Raw genomic sequence first — 18,713 nt, forward strand, 5'->3', positions numbered from 1 at the left:
AAAAGTAATAAAGAGTTTACTTTCCGATTTCCCCCATTCTAAGATGATTTCGTCGAAAAGCTATATGGTTATTAATGATGACTTGATGTAACGCAAGCCTGCTTTACTTGGTACTCGTTAATATTAATAAGCATTAAGCGCGTTTGGATATACGCAGTCGACACGTATTTTACCAATGTTGGGCATGTGGCCCGCCATTGCTTATACCCTACTCAAAAATAAGCTGGAGGCTTCGGCAGTGAAAGAATTCGTACTTTGGTATCAAGAACTGGGCATGCATGATGTAGGTCGCGTTGGCGGCAAAAATGCATCTTTAGGCGAGATGATTTCTAACCTAGCTAACGCCGGTGTACAAGTACCGGGAGGTTTCGCCACAACTGCAGAGGCTTTTAATGAATTTCTAGAGCAAAGCGGCCTAGAAGCTAAAATTCATAACGTATTAGATACACTTGATGTTGAAGATATTGGTGCGCTTAACGAAGCGGGCAAAGATATTCGTCAATGGATCATCGACACGCCGTTTCAACCTGAACTAGAAGAAGCAATCAAAGAAGCGTTTGTGAAATTGCAGGGTGATGCAGGCGATGAAGCATCATTTGCCGTTCGTTCATCAGCTACCGCAGAAGACATGCCAGATGCGTCGTTTGCCGGTCAGCAAGAAACTTTCCTAAACGTGAAAGGTTACGAGTCTGTGTTGGTAGCCATTAAACACGTATTCGCCTCGTTATTTAACGACCGTGCTATTTCGTATCGTGTTCACCAAGGTTACGACCATAAAGGCGTGGCATTGTCTGCTGGTATTCAGCGCATGGTTCGAAGCGATATTTCATCGTCGGGCGTGATGTTCACTATCGACACAGAGTCGGGCTTTGAGGACGTAGTATTTATTACGAGTTCATACGGCCTGGGTGAAATGGTTGTGCAGGGTGCGGTAAACCCAGATGAATTTTACGTACACAAACCAACCCTTGATAAAGGGCTTCCAGCCATTGTTCGCCGTAACCTAGGCAGCAAGCTAGTTAAGATGATTTACTCTGACGATGAAGCACATGGCAAGCAAGTGTCTATCGTTGATATCGACAGCACTGAAAGTAAAGCGTTCTCACTGAACGACGAAGAAGTGATGGAGCTGGCGAAGCAGGCGCAAATTATTGAAAAGCACTACGATCGCCCGATGGATATCGAATGGGCCAAAGATGGCGTAGACGGCAAGCTTTATATTGTTCAAGCGCGCCCTGAAACGGTTCGAAGCCGTGAAGATTCACAAAGCATTGAGCGTTTCCAACTTAAAGGGCAAAGCAATACGGTGTGTGAAGGCCGTGCTATTGGTCATAAAATTGGTGCAGGCGTAGCGAAAGTACTTGGCTCTATTGAAGAAATGGACAAGATTCAAGCTGGCGATGTACTGGTTACCGACATGACAGACCCAGATTGGGAACCTATCATGAAAAAGGCGTCTGCCATTGTGACCAACCGAGGCGGTCGTACATGTCACGCAGCCATTATTGCTCGTGAGCTAGGCATTCCTGCAGTAGTAGGGTGTGGTAACGCCACTGACAGCATCGAGAACGGCGATAAAATTACCGTGTCGTGTGCAGAAGGTGATACAGGTTACATCTATGGTGCAGAACTAGAGTTTGATGTAGTGACTTCACGTATCGACTCTATGCCTGACATACCCTTAAAAGTGATGATGAACGTGGGTAACCCCGACCGCGCATTTGATTTCGCGCGTTTGCCTAATGCAGGTGTTGGCCTTGCTCGCTTAGAGTTCATTATTAACCGCATGATTGGAGTGCATCCTAAAGCGCTACTTAATTTCGACAGCCAGCCTGCTGAGCTTAAAGAAGAAATTAGCGATATGATTGCCGGTTACGACTCACCAACTGAGTTCTACATTGAAAAATTGGTTGAAGGTATTTCTACCATTGGCGCTGCGTTTTCGCCTGAAAAAGTGATTGTTCGTATGTCTGACTTCAAGTCTAACGAATACTACAACTTAGTTGGCGGTTACCAGTACGAGCCAGATGAAGAAAACCCAATGCTTGGTTTCCGTGGTGCGAGCCGTTATATCTCGGAAGATTTCCGCGACTGTTTTGCTTTAGAGTGTGAAGCGATTAAACGGGTTCGTAATAACATGGGCTTAACTAACGTTGAGATCATGATCCCCTTTGTACGTACACTAGAAGAAGGCCGAAAGGTTATCGAACTGCTAGAAGAGCAGGGGCTTAAGAAAGGCGAAGATGGTTTACGCGTTATTATGATGTGTGAATTACCATCTAATGCATTACTTGCCGATCAGTTCTTAGATATTTTCGATGGCTTCTCGATTGGTTCGAACGATTTAACTCAGTTAACTCTTGGGCTAGACCGCGACAGTGGCGTTATTGCTCACTTGTTTGACGAACGAGACCCAGCAGTGAAAGCCTTGCTATCAATGGCTATTCAAGCGGCGAAGAAACGTGGCAAATACGTTGGTATTTGTGGTCAAGGCCCATCAGATCACGAAGACTTTGCTGCCTGGTTGGTAGAAGAAGGTATCGACTCAGTATCGCTTAACCCAGATACGGTAGTTGAGACTTGGTTATACCTTGCTGAAAAGCTTGGCTAATCTGTTTGACGCTAGCCTAGCAATACGCTATTTACAGAAGCTTAAACATCAAAAAGCCGCTTAGATTTTTCAATCTAAGCGGCTTTTTTAATGCGTATTTATTGTGCTTTATTGCGCCTTTATCAAATTATTAACCTTGGACTAAACTAAGTCAGTCTTAGGCTTTTAATTGGTTACCAATAGGTAATTGTCTTATACGCTTACCGCAAGCAGCAAAAATGGCGTTACACAAGGCAGGCGCATAAACCGGTGTTGCTGGTTCACCCACACCCGCTGGTGGTGCATCACTTGGAATAATCTCAACCTCAACCTCTAGCGGCGCATCACTCATACGCGGTACGCGGTAGTCATGGAAGTTACTTTGTTGAGCACGACCTTTATCAAAAGTAATACCGTCACTAATGGCGGCAGTAATACCAAAGATAGACCCACCTTGTACCTGGTTTTTCACCGTGTCGGTATTTACCACAGTACCTGCATCAATGCTGGCCCATGATTTAATGATTTTAAGATCACCTGCCTCAGACACTTCTACTTCAACCACAGTCGCCACATAGGTTAAGAAGCTTCGGTGCGCTGCTATACCAAGGCCTCTGCCTTTTGGTAATTCACGGCCCCAGCCACTCATATCAGCCACTTTCTCAATCGCTTTACGTAGTCGGCCAATATCGAGTGGATAAGCGTCTTTATCGGCGCCGTAGTTGTCGTATTCTGCATTTTGTTCGGTTACATCAACAATGCGATCAGGCCCAATAGTTTCAAGAAGATAGTCTTTTTGATCTCGTCCCGCTTTGTGAGCCGCTTCAGCAATAAAAGACTGAATAGCGAATGCATGGAAGATGTTAGACACCGAACGCATCCATCCTATACGCGCTTTCGCCGGTGCTTCACCACTTTCAAGTTTCATATTAGGGGTATTGATAGGATTATCCGTAAAGCCTAAACGAAGCTCGAAGCTGAACGGTGCGGTAGCGTCTTGTTGGAAGGTAGACGCAATGGGCGAAAAGGCCGTGCGGTGCAAGTAAGCATCAATGCCGCCATTTTCATCCAAAGAGGCTTCAATATGCTGTGCTGAAACCGCATGATAGAAACCATGCTGAATGTCGTCTTCACGAGTCCATTGCACGCGAATTGGCTTGCCTGTCTTCATTGAAAGGTAGGCTGCTTCAGCAGAAAAGTCGGGTTTCGATTTACGACCAAATCCTCCGCCTAGCATAGTGACATGCACGTTAATCTTCTCTTTCGGCATGCCAATCATGGCACCCACGGTTTCCATATCGGCCTGCGGATTCTGCGTAGCAGCCCACACATCAACACGGTCTTTATAATACATTGCCGTAGCGCAAGGTGGCTCCATAGGCGCTTGTGCTAAATGCGGCACGTAATAGTCGGCAACCAATTTATCACTAGCATTGGCAAGCACATTGGCTGCATCACCTTTTTCGCGAACTGATTTTTGTGGCTTCGATACTGTTTCCAGCAAGCTTGCTTTGAAGGCTTCGGAGTTATAATCACCGTTTTTACCATCGTCCCAACTTACTGTAAGGGCGCGACGGCCTTTTATGGCAGCCCAGGTATTGTTAGCGATAATGGCAATACCGCCTTTAGGTTGAAACTGTGGTGCGACTTTCGCGGCGGGAATTTCAACCACATCTACCACACCATCAATAGCTTTAACGGCTTTCGCATCAAAGCTTTTTACTTTTCCGCCAACAACTGGTGGGCGAACCACCACTGCAATTAACGCTTTTGGCTCAAGTACGTCAGCCGCAAAAGTCGCTTTACCGGTCACAATGTCTTTTAAGTCGATGTGCGCCATGGCGGTATTGATATAACGCCACTCGCTGCGTTCTTTTAGGGTAATGCGATCGAGCTCTGGCGGGGTAATTTTTAATGCATCGTTTACCAGTTCAGCATAGGTAAGGGTTTTACCTGAGGTATGAGTAACCACATGTTGCACTGCGCTGCATGAATCGAAAGGTACGTCCCAGCGGGTGGCGGCGGCTTGCTGCATAAGGTGGCGAACACTTGCGCCCATTTCACGTAAACGTTGCATGTTGTAACGAATACTGCGTGAACCATCGGTATTTTGATCGCCGTACTTCGGGTCGCCTTTACCTTGGATCACCACGACTTTGTCCCACGAGGCTTCCATCTCATCGGCCACAATTTGCGCCAATGCGGTACGAATTTGTTGGCCCATTTCAGATCGGTGACAGGTAATCTCAACAACGCCATCGGGGCGTAGTGCTACAAATAAGTTAGCCATTTTGGCTGATTCAGAGGGCTTTGCTAGTACGCCCGCCATGGCGCGAGGTGCAGCGCCCATGAAATACGTACCTAAAACGAGTGCACCAGCGGTGGCCGATGACTTTAGAAAGCTGCGACGAGTTAAGTCGAAATACTTGCTCATGCTTCTTCTCCCGCAGACTCAGATGTGGCTGTTTCTGGCGAGCTTGCTTCAGGAACATAATACTCCACACCAGCCATAGTTTTCGCCGCTGACTTAATCGCTTTGTGAATACGTGGGTAAGTACCGCAGCGACAGATATTGCCTGACATACCTTGCACAATTTCTTCATCGCTTGGGGTAGGGTTACTTGCTAACAAGCTGGCCGCTTGCATCATTTGGCCGCACTGACAATATCCACATTGAGGCACCTTATGTTCAACCCATGCTTGTTGAACGGGATGTTCACCGTCTTTACTCAAGCCCTCAATGGTCGTTATTTTACTGCCTGAAACCGCTGAAACAGGCAATACGCAAGAGCGCTGTGCTACGCCATTAATATGCACTGTACAGGCACCACATTGTGCCATGCCACAGCCAAATTTAGGGCCAGTTAGATGTAGTTCGTCACGTAAGTACCAAAGTACGGGAGTGGTAGGATCGCCCGCAAATTCACGTGTTTCACCGTTAACGGTAAACGTAATCATGGTCTTGTCTCCATTGTCGTAAGTGTCGATGGTCAGTCGAATGCCTCACGTTGCCTGTTTGAATAAATGAAAGGTTTTTGATTTTTATAAAGTGTTATTAATCGTGTCGTTGAATTTTATACTTTTAACGAGTTTAGTGTATAAAAATAACATGACTATGAAGGTTATACTGAAACTTCAGATTAATGGTTTACGATGTGCGATGACAGGGGGGGAAAGCGTAAATTATGCAGTAATTGCTTAGCGAAATTTACGCATTAATAATACGCGGTCTATTCTTCTAGCGCTTGACGCCATCATGTTCTGACTTATTTTGAGCCATCCACGTGCACGGGGCCAGTCGTAACTCAGTAACACTAATCCACCTATCACTAACAAAATTGACCCTGGTAAAAGGGTTAAAATAATGCCGCCGATAAAAAGAATGCCACCAAGGGTTAACCGAACTATTTTCATAATAATTTTTCCATGCGATTAAATGCTGGCTACTGACTTTTAGCTATTAACGGCAAGCCATCAAATGCAGCCATCGAACCTAATCGCTTAAGCCCAATGTTCGAATTAAAGCAATCGAACTAAGGGAATCAAAGGTAACTCAGTTCATTGTGGGTCAAAACCGAACAATTGCCAACCATAAAAGTGTAAACAAGTGTATAGCGTGGGCTTTGAGCACCTATTAGCTCTTAAACCAGGCCTAGCATGGCTAAACTGCCAAACCCGATGGCGGTAATAGGTAACGACACCAATGTGCTTAGGGCAATAATACTCGCCGCCAGACGGTGATCGCCACCTAAGTTTCTTACCATCACATAGCTGGCTGCGGCTGTCGGCGCAATAGACAGCAATAATACTATGCCTAGTTCCATACCTCTGAAACCGGAAAAATAGGCAATACCTACTAGTAAGGCGGGGTAAACAATGCACTTACTTACTGTGGCTAATGCGATGTTATACCAGTCGCTAGAAAAAGAGCGGAACTGCAGTGATGCGCCGGTACAGATAAGTGCTAAGGGAAGGGTAAGCTGGGCAAAATACTCTCCGGTTTTTAAGGCAACCTCGGGCAACGACCATTGAAAATAAGAAAACGGTAATGCTGCAACAATTGAAATAATAAGCGGGTTTCGAGCAATACCTTTAATTTGATTCATTGGCGCAGTAAAACCCACCTGATAGAAGTTGAGCACAAACACCGACATAACATTGTACAAAATGGTAATACAGCCCATATAAACGGATGCGGCTGCCAAGCCTTCTTGCCCATAAGTATTCGCGCAATAGGCCAAGCCGATAATACCCATGTTGGCCCTAAAGCCACCTTGCACTACTACACCACGTGCATTTTGTGGGTTCACGGTGAAATGAACCAATAACATTAATACCGCGCACATCAATATTGAACCACTTATTCCAATAGTGATGAGGGTAAAATTAGCGGCATTAGAAAAGTTTGACTGACTAATAGATAAAAAAAGCAACGCGGGTAGGGCGACATTGAACACCAGCTTTGAACCCGACTCGATAAAGGCTTCGTTTAACCAACGGATGCGAAAAAATACCCAACCCATTAAAAGTAGGATTAGAACGGGCACTAAGGTACTGGTGATAAATGAAAGCATGGGAGTTAATCGATAAAAGCACTAAATTCAGGAGATGGGTAATACATTATCAAACTTAAACAAGGTTGCGGCATTAGTTTGAAAATATAATTTCAATACTTTCATAGTGATGAGCTAATTTTTAACCTTCAGGGCATTACACTGATGTACTATTCCTTAAAAGGCGGCGCTTTATTATAGCTACCGCTGTTTTCATCCCATCAGTGCCGCATTAGTGAAAACAAAATAGGTTAAGCCTTAGGCGCCGCGCATGATGAGCGTTCCACCAAAGAGCAGGGCACCAGCATACGCGTATTTACCGATTTAGGATTATTGATTTTATTCATCAACATGCGCGCTGCTTCGCCGCCTAATTCGTAAGGTTGCTGTTTGATAACGGTAATAGGCACCTTAAAAAATTCAGCCATAGGGATTTCCTCGAACCCAAGTAAAGACACGTCTTGGGGAATAGGAATGTTAGCGGCTTCTAATTCTTTTAGTACATCAATGGTTATTGCAATTTGCTGAGTAAAAAAAGCGGTGGGTGGATTGTCTGACTTCAGCATATCAATGGGAGAGCGATGCAATCCGTCCTGCCGACTCCAATGTATAGTTAGGGTTTCGTCAACGGGTAGATTATGTTTTGTATGTGCATCTACAAAACCTTGATACTTCTCTTGGCGAGACTTAACCGATTCGAACTTTTGGGTTACAAAACAAATATGTTTGTGCCCCAAGTTAATAAGGTACTCAGTGGCATCAAAAGACGCCCGTTTGTAATCAGCAACCACAATGCCGGTGTCACAATCGTCATGTTCTAATTGAAATTGCACCACTGGCATAGTGTTATTCGAAATGTCTTCTATTAGCTTTGCGTTGTTTCCGCAAGAGGCAATAATGGCGCCGTCTACATTTAATTGGCAAAGTGTAGTCAGCGCATTTTTTTCGGTTTTGGGTTCAAAATCCGAATTATAAATGAATAAATCGTAGCCATGACTTTTACAATAATCGTCCATACCACGAATGGTCTGACTGGTGTAATAGCTAGATATATCTCTTACAATAACACCCAGGGTTTTGGTCTTATTGGTTTTCAAGCTACGGGCGATATTATTGGGAACATAATTCAGTTCCTCTACCGCTTTTTGCAATCGCAAACGGGTGTCGAACGACATAAAATCGAAGCGACCGTTTAAAAATTGCGAGGCGGTACTTTTTGATACGCCCGCTTTCTCAGCCACATCGATAAGTCTAACTTTACTTTTATTCATTATTATTCTCTTACTAAAGGCGTTTATAGGAATATTTGTGTTACCAAATACTCTTCACTATTTCACTGCAATAGCATCGCCTACCTGCAAATGAGAGAAGGACACGCGGGTGTAGTTACCTGCTTTTTTATCGGTTTCCCAGTCGCCCGTTCCCGGACAAGCGGGGTAGCGGAATGTTGGGGCATCCTTCGTACTGCATTGGTTATACGCGCCAGCTTTGAAAAAAAGCCAATCATTCTTGTACGCCACAGGGTCATCATAGTCATCTATAAAGCCATTAGCATCAACATTGTTTGCCAAGTTTATCTGGTGCTTAACCGTGGGGTGGTTCTCTGCGCTAAAGGTTAGATACATTGTATCGCCGTAAACGTTAATCTCATAACTGAAAGACTCACCAAGCGCGATGCCTGTTTCACCGGGATCCTTGTCGTCATGCCATCCATCTCCCCATACAGGGTAAGCAATGTCAGTACGTTTAGGGTTATCTTCTGGTAAATTTAGCTCATAGTTCCAAAATACCGTACCTGTCTCATGGTTTGGGTATTTCTTATAATAAATCTTTAGTGGTTCGTTACCCCAACCAAAACCCGACACATCATTTCTAAGGTCATCTAGCTTACCAGCATGAATTTGCCCTACAACAACCGAATATGCGGGGGGCTTGTCATGATATTTAGCATTGGTAGAAACGTGGTCTACTTTAAGGGTGGCTTCCATACGGGCACCGATGGCAGCGAACTTATCTGAGTCTGGGTTTGAGGCAAGTGCAAAGTAATTAGCTGGGCTTTCTAAGCTGGGAACATTGCCGTTTTCATCGGCGTACACTTGACGAAGCTCACTTCGGGTATTCGTTGAGGTGGGAGAGGTGAATGCTTTATTCGCCGCCGCAAATACCATGTTGTTATTGTCGTCTAAATAAAAGAACTCATCCACGTGAAAGCTTGCTAAGTCTTTATTTTTAATTTTGTCGGCCTTACCGTCACCGTCTCTATCTAGCGGTAAAAGTATGTTCCAAGGGGAAAGATCGAATACTTCGCCAGGAGCCTTAGCACCCGATACGGCGTGTGAATCTTGCTGTGCTGTGTTGGTCGATGAAGAAGTGTCAGCGTCGTTACACGCTGCCAAAAAGGAAAGCGCGGCTAAGCCGGCCAGATATACATGTTTAGCGTTTGACATGAATGCGCTCCTTACGGAAATCGTCAAAAGAAAAAAGAGTGATTGAATGAATTAGAAAGTTAGCCGTAGCGTTTACTACGGCAAATGGTCTGGTTAAATAACTATAATTGGTGCTAGCGTAGAGTGAACGTTGCACATACTTCGCCAACGTTGCCATTAGCGAAGTATGCTACAAAGCCTTACCAACGAGCTCGTACGCCGAAGGTAAAGCGTCTATCCGACTCGCTATACTGCCAAATGCTATCAAGCTCTGTTACTTGCACGATAGGCTCACCGGTTAAGTTAACCGCGTTCGCTACAAGCGTAATATGCTCGTTTACATCGTAACTGGCCGAAAAGTCGAACTGGCCGCGAGCATCACGATAGTTATTACCCAGCGTTGGGTCAAAAAATGCTTCTTCAGGGTTGGTACGGTTGTACACACCCGTGGCTAGCGCGCCAACAGGACGTACACGTTTTTCATCTTGAGTGTCTAAATACTTGTCACGCCAGTTATAGGCAAGACGTATTTGGATACCCGCATTTTCCCAGTAAACCTGGCCATTGAAGGTGTGGTTAGAAATATCTAGCAGTGGGTTACCATCAGGTTGTTCACTATCGGCGTAGGTATAGTTGGTGCTAACACCTAAACCAGACCACATGCCAGGAAGAAAACTAAACTGTTGTTGGTAGGCAAGTTCGATACCTGCAATTTCACCGCTTCCACCATTAACATCTGTGTCGATAACAATACCGGTTAGGCCGGCATCACGCTGAGCTTCTACATACGCTAAGTCTTGGTCGCCCGAAGCGTAATTCACATCAGCTTGGCTTACCCCTGCGGTATTCAGTAAACATACGTTAACGTACTCAGTCACGTTTTGACCTGTTACCGTGTTGCTATCAGCCATGCAAGAGCTGCTTGCTACGGTAAACGACTCTACATCTTTATAAAATATAGCGGCAGAGACCATACCACCTTGACCAAAGTAATGTTCAGCAGATAAGTCGTACTGGGTAATACGATAGGGGTCAAGTTGGTACGAGCCTTGTGTACCGGTAACGAGTGAATTATCGACACTAATTGCAGGGCTAAGCTCGCCAAATTCTGGTCGGCGCATTACTTTGGCCGCAGCAAAACGTAAAATGGTATCGTCTGCTAACGAGTAGGTGGCATTGATGCTTGGAAGAAAATCTGAGTAATCATAGCTGCCAGTTTGATCAAATGTATTAGACGTTAAATCAGTTTGCACATACCGTGCACCGACTACCGCGGTAAGTTTGTCGAAATCTAAATGAAACTGGGTATATAACGCTTGAGTTTCTTCGCTTATTTGGGCGTAAGAGCCAGTATTTCGAACCATGTTGTCATCTAATGATCCGGTTAATTCATGGCTACTGCCATCCAGCATTTGTTTTACGCGGTCGTAAGTACCATCAATATTGTAAGCCAGCTCAGCACCATCGTAAACGTAGTAATGGGTGAGCGCGTTAGTGCCAAAAATACCAGATTGTTCAAAGGTATTACTGTGGTTTATTTCCTTAAATCCCCCAAAAGCAGAGTTAAATTCATCTACCCATGTTGGTCTTATCACACCATCATAAGACACACTGGTTTGTAAGTTTTTAAGTTCACTACCATTGTTTCTTAAGTCGTAGCGGTCTAGTTCGTAATCTCTATCCGTAGTACGAATACCTGCTTTTATTTTAGTGAGGAAGCTTAAATTTGAAAAAGGCTCGATGTATTCCATGTCAAAACGAATTGCTGTTTCTTCGTTTTCTTCATAGTAACGCTGGTGGGTAAATTGGCGAATTGCTAAGTTACTTGGATCTAATAGCGCGTCCTCATCCGAAAACGCAATACCAGGTACTGCATCGCCTTCCTGGGTCATGGTAATGGTAAATAAATTTTCGGTAATAGTACCGTCTTCTTCATATTGATCGCGAGAAATGGGGCGTAAGTTAAATTCAGAATTGGTACGCAGGCTTTCAGACTTGGTATACGCCACTTCACCTGAAATTTTTAGTTTGTCGGTAATAAACCATTCACCACCTAGCGCGTTGGACATAGAGTCGTTGGTGGTAAAATCGGCCCATGTTTTAGGCTGTACAAACGCACTGCCTGAGCCAAAACTTTGCAGTTGACCTTGGGCATCGCCGTAGGCGTTGTCTAACACCAAATCAGAATAGTCTTTGCTGTCGTTCAGTACAGAGTAGGCTTCTTGTCCACCGTCAAGGTCGGTAGCATTTACGTCTAAGTAAATAAAAGCGTCGGTATCTTTTGGCGCCCATTGAAGGGACAATCCATAAGCGGTACGTTCACGCTGTTCAGTTTTTTGCTCAACGGTGTTTTGACTGCGAACTAAGTAGTTACCGCTAGGGGTGTTAGCAGCGTCACTGTTGCCGTCGCCGTCTAAATCTAATTCGGTTGGGGTTACAAGATTAAAGAACTCATCACGTCTTAGTGTGCGGTCTTGATACGACATCACTACTGATGCACCAAACGTACCGGCATCACCTAGATCCCAGTTTCTTCCGGCTGCGCCTGTAAACATAGGCGCCCAGTTTTCTGCTTTATCTGCGTACTCTCCATCTAAGGTCACGGCCACCAGAGGCTCTTCAAGCTCTAGCGGGCGTACAGTTGTCATGTTAATAGTACCGCCTAACGCACCTTCAATCATTTCTGGAGTAGGGGATTTAACCACTTCAACGGTTTTTAAGAAGCTAGAAGGAAAGTCATCAAGACTAATACCACCACGACCACTGCCTGAGGTAGAACGACCATTTAATTCAACGCGGTTTTGTGAGATACCACGAATGGTTACCGACTCACCCACACCAAAATCTCGGCTTATAGACACACCAGTGATACGCTGAAGCGCTTCAGCGATATTGTTATCTGGCAACTTACCAATATCTTCCGCCACAATCGCATCTACAATACGAGAGTCGTAACGTTTTAATCGGGCAGACTCAGCAATACTGCTAGCGATACCACGAACTTCAATCACCTCCAAAGAATCTGGGGTTTGTGTGTCCTGTTCTTCTTGCGCAAAACTTGGCAAAGAAAAACCTACAGTGGTAGCGGATAATATGGCTACCGTAAGTTTTGATAATTTGTTGTTCATTTTGCTTCTCCAAAAGCTGTTCAGCTAAGTACCTCACAAACATAAAATTATTATTAAATTCTCTTGTGAAGTGATGGCTTGTCTTATTAATTAGGCAACGTTAATTCGCACTATTATCTATTTCTTATGGCACTAAACCGGTTTAGTTTTTTATTTAAAAAAATTGCTCTGCAACCGGGATATTAACAATAAGGTTACATTTGCATCTCTTTTCGTCAACAAAAAATTATCCAAAAGTATCAAATTTATTCGTTTAGGCCGAAAAAAAGGTTTTTATATCCTTTTAAAATGGTGGGGTGCGGCGTTTATAAACATTTTTAGTTAACATTTTACTGTGAACTAGATAGTACGAGCGTGAAGTGAACGATACTGGGTAAGGTTAAATGCCAATTGTCGTTTTTTACATTTAGCACTGTGGTTACAAGTTTTAATAGACTAGTCCTCTGAAATAATTAAGAATTTTTTATGTGTTGCATATGTGATTTGTTAATTTATTGAGTGTAAAATGTATATTTAATTGGTATTTTAACGTTGACATCAATCACTTCTATGTTAGCTTGTTGGAAAAACTAAACCGGTTTTGTTTTGTTTTGTAAATAACGAATTTAACGCGGTGTTGAGCATGTTTCGCAGAGATTATTGCGGGTTTTCGATTTACGACATCATTGTATTTACGAAAATGCACAAAGCGTTATCTGTGAATTTGTTAACAGATTTTCAATTCTATAGAGGGTATTGACGTGAACACGTTAACAGGAAAAAGAGTATTGGTAACAGGCGGAGCCAGTGGTATTGGTGGTGCTATTTCTTCTGAACTTGCGGCACACGGCGCTACCGTTTTTGTGCATTACTATAGCTCGAAGCATGCAGTTGAAGAGCTTCAGCAAGAAGTAGTGGAATCTGGTGTTGGGGAAATCATTCCGCTACAAGCCGATTTAACCAAAGAAGAGAGTGTTATCGCCTTTGCTAACGACGTTGCTAATCTAACATCTACGCTTGATATATTGGTAAACAATACCGGTGACTTAGTTGAGCGACACACCTTGAGCGATATTAAAAATGACTTTTGGGAGCAAGTGATGGCGGTAAATGTGACTTCCATGATGATGGTTACCCGTGCGCTCTTGCCCATGTTAAAACAAGCCGAAGAAGGTGCATCTATTGTTAATTTGTCTTCGCTTGCAGGCCGAAAAGGCGGGCATGGCGGCTCATTAGCCTATTCCACGTCGAAAGGTGCTGTGCTTACGTTTAGTCGTTCGCTGGCAGCTGAATTAGCTGGCGATGGTATTCGCGTTAACTCGGTAACGCCAGGTTTAATTTTAGGCACACGTTTCCACGCTACCCATACCACCGATGAATCGGCGAACAAAACCATTAGTGAAATTCCGCTTAAACGGGCGGGAAATCCTCTTGATGTAGCTAGGGCGGTTGCGTTTTTTGCATCGGAATACAACGGTTTTATCACAGGCGCTACATTAGATATTAACGGTGGCGTTTACATGGCGTAATGCCTTTAGCACACATCGTACTTCAGCCAGTTCAGTTCAAATATAAGCGGTTGAAGGGCTAAGTTCCCATAAATGACAGAGGTAACGAGATGTCGTCGTTAATAAAAAAAATAATGGCCTTTGGGCCTGCCTTCTTTGCAATAGGGTACACCATAGGTACTGGTAGCGTTACGTCTATGATAGTAGCGGGAAGCACCTATGGCATGTCTTTACTGTGGGTGTTGTTTCTAAGTTGCTTGTTTTCAGGTGCACTTATTTATGCGTTTGGTAATTACGCCATTGTGACGGGCGAAACAGCGCTTTATAGCTTTAAAAAGCACCTCAAGTTCGGTCGGCCTATTGCCATACTCATTATTGCGGGCGTTACCTTTGGTCAGTGGAACTCTTTAATGGGCATTCTAGGTATTTCATCGAACATTATATTTGAAATGCTGGCGCTATATTCTCCATCGTTAAACGACTACAAATACGAGTTAGTACTAGCTATTGCGGTGAGTGTCATCAGTATTATGTACGCCATCATGCTAATTGGTAAGTACTCGTTGTTTGAAAAAATTCTGGTTATGTTTGTATCCTGCATGGGTATTTCTTTTGTGTTTTCCCTTTTGGTGGTGCACCCCATGCCTGCAGAAGTGGCGGCGGGTTTTGTTCCATCAATACCTGAAGTAGAAGGTGGAAAAATGATGGTGGCCGCGTTTGTGGGCACGACTATGGCTGCCGCTACATTTTTATCTCGCCCGCTGTTTATTCAAGGTAAAGGGTGGGGAATGGAAAACCAAAAGCAGCAGAAGAAAGATGCTTTTGTGGCGGCGTTTTTGGTGTTTGTTATTAGTGCGTCGGTGATGGCAGTAGCCCACGGGGCGTTGTTCCATGAAGGTAAAAAGATTACCCATGTACTCGACATGGTGAACGCCCTTGAGCCAATCGCGGGTAAAACTGCATTAACAGTATTTTTCTTCGGTACGTTAGCGGCGGGACTATCGTCGGTATTTCCCTGTTTACTTATTGCGCCCTTATTAATTGCCGATTACCGCTCAGGAAAGCTAGACACAAAATCTACTCAATTTAAAACTATTACCGGTATAGCGTGTTTAGTGGCGCTTATCATTCCAGTATTCGGTTTCAATCCAATAAAAGGGCAGATTCTTTCTCAAGTGTTTAACGTGTTTGTGTTGCCTTTGGTGATTATTGGCATACTCGTGGTTATCAACAAACGAGAACTAATGAAAGAACATGCGCCAGGCAAATTTTTGAATCTTATGTTGGGGCTGGCACTGTTATTCGCCATTGTGATTTCTGCCAATGGTGTGATTGCCATTGTTGAGCAGCTATAAAAGGGAGTGGCAATGGTTATTGTAGTAATGGGCGTGTCAGGAACCGGAAAGTCGACGGTGGGGGGATCCTTGAGTGACCAATTAGGGTTGCCGTTTATAGACGCCGACGATTTTCACCCCGAAGTAAATAAAGCAAAAATGCAAAGTGGAACGGCGCTTACTGATGAAGATAGGTGGCCGTGGTTGCAAACTTTAGCGAGCGAGCTTGCTCGCTACGAACAACAAACAGGTGTAGTGCTAGCGTGTTCTGCACTAAAAGAGAGTTATAGAAAGGTATTAAGCGCCAATAACACGCTTCCTATCAAGTGGGTGGTGCTTACAGGTAGCTTCGAATTATTAAGTGCGAGGCTTTCGGCTAGGGTCAATCACTTCTTTGACGGCAGGTTACTGAAAACTCAGTTAGATACCCTCGAAGTGCCCGGTTACGGCATAAAAATAGACGTAGAAAAGCCCATCACAGCGGTAATTCAATGTGCTGAGACATACGTTAATCAACAGTCTTAGTGCGTAGCCGTTGAGCATACCTTTGACATAACAATTATCTCGAACAACCCATTTATTGACACCGCCGACTTAAAGAAACCATTTTGGCGTGTCATCGAGAAGGAGTTAGATTATGAAAGACGTTTTATCACTACCAGCTAGTGCGTCGAAAGTACCGAAATTAGGCAAACAAGCTTTTACCGTATTTGCGAGTGGAGCATCAGTACTTGCAGTGGGTTTAAAGCGCTGTTTCGCTGCACCTAAACTTTTCATCTTGTTCGCGCTTATATGCTTTCAAAATATTGCTTCGGCGCAAATGGTTAATGATCTTAGTGAATTTAATCAAGCTGTGGCGGCGGCACAACCAGGCGATACCATTGTTATGGCAAATGGTGAATGGCATGATGTTGAATTGGTATTGAAAGGAAAGGGTACTGAAAATAAACCCATTACGTTAAAGGCCCAAGAGCCGGGCAAAGTGAAAATAACCGGCCTGTCTAACTTAAGTGTTTCAGGTGAATACCTTGTAATAGAAGGGCTTGTGTTTACCGATGGCCATACCCCTACGGGTGAGGTTATTGCTTTTCGTACTTCTCCAGACGAATTAGCGAGTTATTCTCGTTTAACTAACGTGGTCATTGATAATTTTAGTCACCCAGAACGCCAACTGTCTGACTTATGGCTAGCTATTTATGGTAAGCACAACCGAATCGACCACAACGCTTTCATTAACAAACGTAACCGTGGGGTAACCGTCGCGGTACGTATGAACTCGGAAGGCAGCCATAAAAATTACCATACCATCGAGTACAACTATTTTGGCCCACGCCAAGTGCTTGGTGCTAATGGTGGTGAAACCCTGCGTATAGGCACGAGTCATTTTTCTAGAGAGTATGCGAATACGTTAGTGCAATATAACTACTTCGATAGAACGAACGGCGAGCACGAAATTATTTCTAATAAGTCGAGCGGCAATACGTTTAAAGGTAACGTGTTTTTTGAAGCGCAAGGTACCTTAACCATGCGCCACGGCCACTACACTACAGTGGAAAACAACTACTTCTTGGGTAACCGTAAACCCAATACGGGTGGTATCCGCATTATTAACGAGCACCAAACGGTAAGTAACAACTACATGTATGGCTTAACAGGGCGTCGATTCCGTGGTGCGCTAGTGATTATGAATGGCGTACCGAATTCGCCACCAAACCGCTACGACCCTGTTATTGAATCTGCCATGAACAATAACGTGGTTATTGATAGTGATTACATTCAGCTAGGAGCGGGCGCAGACGAGGAACGCTCAGCGCCACCTACTACAACTGAAATGCAAAATAATATTATTTTGGGTAAGCAAAACCTTAACCCTATTACCGTATTTAGTGATGTATCTGGCATTTCCTTTAAAGGAAATGTGTTAAACGAAGACGCTAAAAACCCCATTTCATCAGGCTTTAAAAAGGTACCTTATAAGGTAAGTAAAAATAGCAACGGTTTGTGGGTGCCTGAAAAAGGTTTGCTTGAGCAGATTAATTTTGGCGAAGTAAAACTACCGGTTAACAAAAGTGAAACCGGCGCTAGTTACTACGCTAAAAATGAGAGCCACGTTGCGTTTAGAAGTGGTAACAAACTAGTCGTTAACCCCGGTATGGACACGCTTGCCACCGCCCTTGCTGATAGTAAACCTGGCGACGTATTGGTGCTTGAAAATGGCGGTGACTATTTGTTAACCCGATTTGCACAAGTAAACCACCCAGTGACTATTATGGCCGAGGAGGGTGATAAACCCGTAATACGCTCTGAAAAGCCAAGTTTTATAGTAATAGAAAACGGCGGCGCATTAGATGTTGAAAATTTATGGTTTGATGGGGCAGCTTCACCGGATTATAAAGGTAACAGCATCATTAGAACCAGCCGTTACTCTATGAACATTAACTATGCCTTGTCGGTTGAAAATGTGAAGGTGACTAACCTAGACATCAACGGTTATTTCTACTTTTTTAAAGCGCATCCTGGGACGTTTGCCGACTATATCGAGATTAAAAACTCACACATGGAAAACATCACGGGTGCGGTATTGTCTTTAAATAAAGAAACCGATGACCTAGGAGTTTATAGCGTAGAAAACTTAACCTTGTCGGGCAACACGTTTAAAGACATTAAAGAAGAAGTGGTAACCATATACCGTGGTGGCTTCGATGAAAGTACCTTCGGTCCAGCGGTTATTATAACTGACAATACGATAAGCAATGTAGGCAAAGGTTCTACCCATAGAACTGGTGCTTCCATGTATTTCCATGGGGTACAGAACCTACACATCAGTGATTCAAAATGGGTAAACAGCGCCCCCATATCGCTTTATCTAACTAATGGCGAACCGATCACTGTAATTGAAAACGTCACTATGAAAGATACGCCTAAGATACAATCGAACAGCGATAGTTTTGAAGTGAAAAATGTGACGTATTAAATTCGTTCTCGGTTATGTAAAACGCTGAATAAGCGCTTACGTAAATCATATAAACTCGGCATTTAATGCCGAGTTTTTTTATGGAGCGAACTTGGTTGGGTAGCTTAAAACCGATACTCAGTTCAGTATAAAAAGTAAATTCTATCGCTCAAAATGGTTTTGACGCTAACTCACTAATCCCAAGTCCTTTGCCCGTAGCCCTTCATTGATAATTCTATGAA

Annotated in this window: 12 protein-coding genes; 5 read left to right on the forward strand and 7 right to left on the reverse strand. The window is 43.9% G+C overall.

Translation table 11 applies throughout. The features are described 5' to 3' along the window. Nucleotides 1-238 precede the first annotated feature (238 nt). Nucleotides 239-2,611, forward strand: coding sequence for a phosphoenolpyruvate synthase (gene ppsA, locus ALT761_RS08190; protein ID WP_129737901.1), 2,373 nt, complete (start codon nt 239-241; stop codon nt 2,609-2,611). Between the two features lie 157 nt (nt 2,612-2,768). On the opposite strand, the gene ALT761_RS08195 is transcribed toward ppsA, so the two are convergent. The 7 genes from ALT761_RS08195 to ALT761_RS08225 all read right to left on the reverse strand — a co-directional run bounded on the left by ALT761_RS08195 (nt 2,769) and on the right by ALT761_RS08225 (nt 12,697). Further along, nucleotides 2,769-5,024 carry a xanthine dehydrogenase family protein molybdopterin-binding subunit gene (locus ALT761_RS08195; RefSeq protein WP_129737903.1) on the reverse strand — a complete coding sequence of 752 codons (2,256 nt, stop codon included), beginning with the start codon at nt 5,022-5,024 and terminating at the stop codon, nt 2,769-2,771. Next, the gene (locus ALT761_RS08200) at nt 5,021-5,548 is read right to left on the reverse strand and encodes a (2Fe-2S)-binding protein (protein ID WP_129737905.1); all 528 of its coding nucleotides are present in this window, start codon (nt 5,546-5,548) and stop codon (nt 5,021-5,023) included. The genes ALT761_RS08195 and ALT761_RS08200 overlap by 4 nt, the downstream gene beginning before the upstream one ends. Nucleotides 5,549-5,788: 240 nt before the next feature. Then, complete coding sequence (locus tag ALT761_RS08205) at nt 5,789-6,004, reverse strand: tellurium resistance protein TerC (RefSeq protein WP_129737907.1); 216 nt, start codon at nt 6,002-6,004, stop codon at nt 5,789-5,791. Nucleotides 6,005-6,231: 227 nt separating this feature from the next. Then, the gene (locus ALT761_RS08210) at nt 6,232-7,164 is read right to left on the reverse strand and encodes an AEC family transporter (protein WP_129737909.1); all 933 of its coding nucleotides are present in this window, start codon (nt 7,162-7,164) and stop codon (nt 6,232-6,234) included. Between the two features lie 230 nt (nt 7,165-7,394). Further along, nucleotides 7,395-8,414, reverse strand: a complete 1,020-nt coding sequence (locus tag ALT761_RS08215; RefSeq protein WP_013784429.1) for a LacI family DNA-binding transcriptional regulator — start codon at nt 8,412-8,414, stop codon at nt 7,395-7,397. Between the two features lie 57 nt (nt 8,415-8,471). Next, on the reverse strand, nt 8,472-9,590 hold the full coding sequence (locus ALT761_RS08220; protein WP_129737911.1) for a polysaccharide lyase family 7 protein: 1,119 nt from the start codon (nt 9,588-9,590) through the stop codon (nt 8,472-8,474). A 179-nt stretch (nt 9,591-9,769) separates the two neighbouring features. After that, complete coding sequence (locus tag ALT761_RS08225) at nt 9,770-12,697, reverse strand: TonB-dependent receptor (RefSeq protein WP_129737913.1); 2,928 nt, start codon at nt 12,695-12,697, stop codon at nt 9,770-9,772. A 740-nt stretch (nt 12,698-13,437) separates the two neighbouring features. Here ALT761_RS08225 and ALT761_RS08230 point away from each other — a divergent pair. The 4 genes from ALT761_RS08230 (at nt 13,438) to ALT761_RS08245 (ending at nt 18,492) form a co-directional block, all read left to right on the forward strand. Beyond that, nucleotides 13,438-14,205, forward strand: coding sequence for an SDR family NAD(P)-dependent oxidoreductase (locus ALT761_RS08230; RefSeq protein ID WP_129737915.1), 768 nt, complete (start codon nt 13,438-13,440; stop codon nt 14,203-14,205). Nucleotides 14,206-14,294: 89 nt separating this feature from the next. Continuing rightward, nucleotides 14,295-15,539 carry an Nramp family divalent metal transporter gene (locus ALT761_RS08235; RefSeq protein WP_013784425.1) on the forward strand — a complete coding sequence of 415 codons (1,245 nt, stop codon included), beginning with the start codon at nt 14,295-14,297 and terminating at the stop codon, nt 15,537-15,539. 12 nt (nt 15,540-15,551) lie between these two features. Further along, nucleotides 15,552-16,043 (forward strand): gluconokinase, encoded by a 492-nt coding sequence (locus ALT761_RS08240; protein ID WP_129737917.1) that lies wholly within the window; start codon nt 15,552-15,554, stop codon nt 16,041-16,043. 112 nt (nt 16,044-16,155) lie between these two features. After that, nucleotides 16,156-18,492, forward strand: coding sequence for a polysaccharide lyase 6 family protein (locus tag ALT761_RS08245; protein WP_232043564.1), 2,337 nt, complete (start codon nt 16,156-16,158; stop codon nt 18,490-18,492). The last annotated feature ends 221 nt before the right edge of the window (nt 18,493-18,713 follow it).

It is taken from the genome of Alteromonas sp. 76-1 (assembly GCF_900654235.1).
GTDB lineage: Bacteria > Pseudomonadota > Gammaproteobacteria > Enterobacterales > Alteromonadaceae > Alteromonas > Alteromonas naphthalenivorans.